This is a genomic window from Candidatus Sodalis sp. SoCistrobi (assembly GCF_900143145.1).
Taxonomy (GTDB): Bacteria; Pseudomonadota; Gammaproteobacteria; order Enterobacterales; family Enterobacteriaceae; genus SoCistrobi.
In genome coordinates this window covers 1-2930 of sequence record NZ_FRDB01000291.1, presented here as the reverse complement: position 1 = coordinate 2930, position 2930 = coordinate 1, and the positions used below count along the sequence as shown (strand labels likewise).

General features: G+C 51.4%; 3 protein-coding genes and 1 pseudogene. 3 read left to right on the top strand and 1 reads right to left on the bottom strand.

Annotated features, from left to right (window positions below; all coding sequences use genetic code 11):
• Window positions 1–126 precede the first annotated feature (126 nt).
• From CINSTRO3249_RS14605 to ypdK, 3 genes and pseudogenes are all read left to right on the top strand, one after another.
• Window positions 127–210: pseudogene (locus CINSTRO3249_RS14605) on the top strand (general stress protein); the annotation flags it as partial.
• 465 nt (window positions 211–675) lie between these two features.
• Window positions 676–993, top strand: coding sequence for a quaternary ammonium compound efflux SMR transporter SugE (gene sugE, locus CINSTRO3249_RS14600; RefSeq protein ID WP_074013785.1), 318 nt, complete (start codon window positions 676–678; stop codon window positions 991–993).
• Between the two features lie 379 nt (window positions 994–1372).
• Complete coding sequence (gene ypdK / locus CINSTRO3249_RS18075; RefSeq protein WP_125933211.1) at window positions 1373–1447, top strand: membrane protein YpdK; 75 nt, start codon at window positions 1373–1375, stop codon at window positions 1445–1447.
• A gap of 123 nt (window positions 1448–1570) precedes the next feature.
• Here the strand turns inward: ypdK and CINSTRO3249_RS14595 are convergent.
• A partial coding sequence (locus CINSTRO3249_RS14595; RefSeq protein ID WP_254304262.1) for a flagellar biosynthesis protein FlhF occupies window positions 1571–2930 on the bottom strand: 1360 nt, incomplete at its 5' end.

Here is a 2930-nt window from a genome sequence, read left to right as displayed (position 1 = left end):
TGCTCATGCTGAGTTTCCAGCACTAGATTAACTGCCCGTTCACGGACTTCCGGAGAGTAACGTTTGGTCGTTGTCATAGAGACCTCCACTTTTAAAGTATAGACTCTAATTTATCCGGGGTGATTCAGTTTTAAAAACGATCCGCAAAAGGCCACTGAAGCCGGTAAAAAAGGCGGGCAACACAGCCATAGTGGTGGGCGCAGTTCGTAACCTCGCCCCTCTGTGCCCTGACTGAGCCTTATCGCCGGCAGAGGAAATGGTTCTTTCGCAGTCGCAATCACCGTGCGGTGGCTAACACACGCTAAGTTAGCGCGGTGAAGCAGACGAAGTACCACTTTAATAAACCGTCGTTAGCCGTCAGTTTCGGCATAGATTGTCCTCCTGGCCGATTTCGCTTAACGGTGAAATCGGCTTACGCAGATCCCCCAATTTTACATTCCGAATTCGTCTTCAGCTGCCCACCTTTCTCTGTACAGGCACTCACATCATACATATTGCGGACTCGCCGCTGACGCCAGTGGCCGGATCGTTTGGGCGGACCACCGCTTGGCGAAGTTGCTGTCCCGGTGGGTGTTGTGCTAATCTGCGGGCGTTATCATCATCTCATCGCGCGCAGGACGACCTGGGCGCCAGTCTGACTCTGCGGGACGGCCCGATCGATACGGAAAACGTCCTATGCAGTGGTTCATACTCTTCGTCGCCGGCCTATTTGAAGTCATTTGGGCCATCGGGTTAAAATTTACCCACGGTTTTACCCGCCCCCTTCCCAGCCTGATGGTTCTTGGCGCTTTGTGCCTTAGCTTTCTGCTGCTCTCCTGGTCCATGAAAACCCTGCCGGCAGGTACCGCTTACGCCATATGGAGCGGTATCGGCGCCGTCGGCGCCGCTCTGGTCGGCATGAGTGTATTGGGCGAAGCGGTGACGGCCGGGCGCATTATCAGCCTGTGCCTGCTCATCGCCGGCATTGCCGGGCTGAAATACTTCACCCCTTAGCGCAGGGTAAGGAACCCGACTTCACGCCGGATGAGGAACTCGACTTCGTGCCAGATAAAGAACCCCACTTCACGCCGGATGAGGAACCTGACTTTGGGCTGACAGGAAATAACGGCGGCAGCTCCCGCGGCAGCATAATCACATAGCGCAACGAAGCGCAGCGCGCGAATATCTTTTTTTGCAAATTGCGGCCTGCAGCCGTCTGAATCTATTGAATTTTGCCTGGACTCGGGAGTACATTATGCGCCGATCCTGTTGCGCGTCCCCACGCGCAGTACCTGGATCAGGATGCGCCGGCGGGCCGCTGTCGATGACCTCCCTTTAACCCTCTGCCACAGCAGGATCAAGGCTTGCGTGGTCACAGTAAGGAATTGGTGCAGTGAAATATTTTATGATGGGCATTTCGTTCATGCTGTGCTTGTGGGTAGGTACATTTTTTTTGTTATTGGAATAAGCAGCAAGCTCGCGGCACGGCAAATCGCTATACCGCGAGTTTCACCCCGTAACCACGGGGTGATGACTGATCGTTTTCTGCGCCGGTAGACCGGCCCCCCTTAGAGCCATAGGTATCTACACATCAGGGAGGAGGCTTAAGAGCAACTCTCGCTAAATGAGTAAGTTCTTCCAGACTATATTCCGATAATAATTTTAGTGTATTCAACAAGATGGATAGGCCAGCGAGCAGAGCAGGAGCGCTCTCTCTGCGGCCTCGCTTTTGCTGTCGTCCTGACAAGCGACATATCAGCTGGCGGGCTGCCGCATTTTCTTCTCCTTCAGCGCGTTGCAGCCGCCATACCAGAACAGCAGCCATACTGGCTATTAACAACCTGCGTAGTACGGCTGGCGCGCTGCGCTGAAGCCATGTTTCTACGTCATGTCCGGCACCTTTCAGCAACTTAAAAAATGATTCAATATTCCAGCGCCAGTAATACCAACGAGCTACTTCCTCGCAGGTGATCTCGCTGCAAACGTTTGTAAGCAGCGTCCAGCGTCCCACCACATTACCGAGATCATCCGTAAGCCGAACAACAACCAATCTGACCGTCAGAGGCTCTCCAGGTTGGATTTTTATGCGGCGGCCGGTTTCTTTATCTTTACGCTTCTGCTGCGCAGCTCGGGTTATGACTATCGAGGTTTCACTGATTTCCATATCAGCTTTTTTCCCTTTCCAGTCTACCTGTCCGCATCCGTTGTATGGCAGAAGAGCAGCAATCTCACCAATTTTCAATGAATTACCTTGCCACTCTGCACCATGTCCTTCTTTTCCTCGGATAAGCCAGCATATTCCTTGAGTACTCAACGTCCGCATATGTCCAATAGAGTCACCCTCTCTATCAATTATATGAATCAGCTTTTTACCTATATTAAGCGATTCCACACGGGCAATATCGGTCGTCAAGGCGTCCATATGTGTCTGCCGTTCGGACAGTCCTTCCGCCAACGTTGAATGACAACCGGTTGCATCGGTAAGTGTCTGAGATAGAGGCGCTATTGGCAAACCCGTGCCAGCATCAACCAGCAAGCTGCTTTGAAGTTCATATCCAACATCGCCACCGTGCGTCATTTTTAAGCGTCCGTATTTGGCATGATGGTAAAGAAATTGTAAACGTGACCAATCATGAACAACGAGAGCGTATGGATGCGGGCTAAGCGAAATTTGCTCAAGTGCTAGCGAAATAATTGGCTCATTGAGTTGACTGAAGCTAATTCGCTTATTATTCAGAAAACGCCAGACAGCTTGGGTAGTTGCGAAAGTTGATTTTTGAGCACTTGCGAGGTCTTTAACCGCAGAAGCAAGAAGAGCCGCGGGCGTCATATGCTGTTTAACCAGCGTCTGATATCGGCGGGTAAGGCGAGAGTCAATCCCGCCAACAGATAGGTTGAAATCATTCTGCAAAGTAATAACAGGTATCACGATAAATGTGTAGATACCTATG

Bases quoted from the DNA above. Each gene is read 5' to 3' on its own strand.
- sugE (WP_074013785.1), top strand. From the start codon at position 676: ATGCAGTGGTTCATACTCTTCGTCGCCGGCCTATTTGAAGTCATTTGG.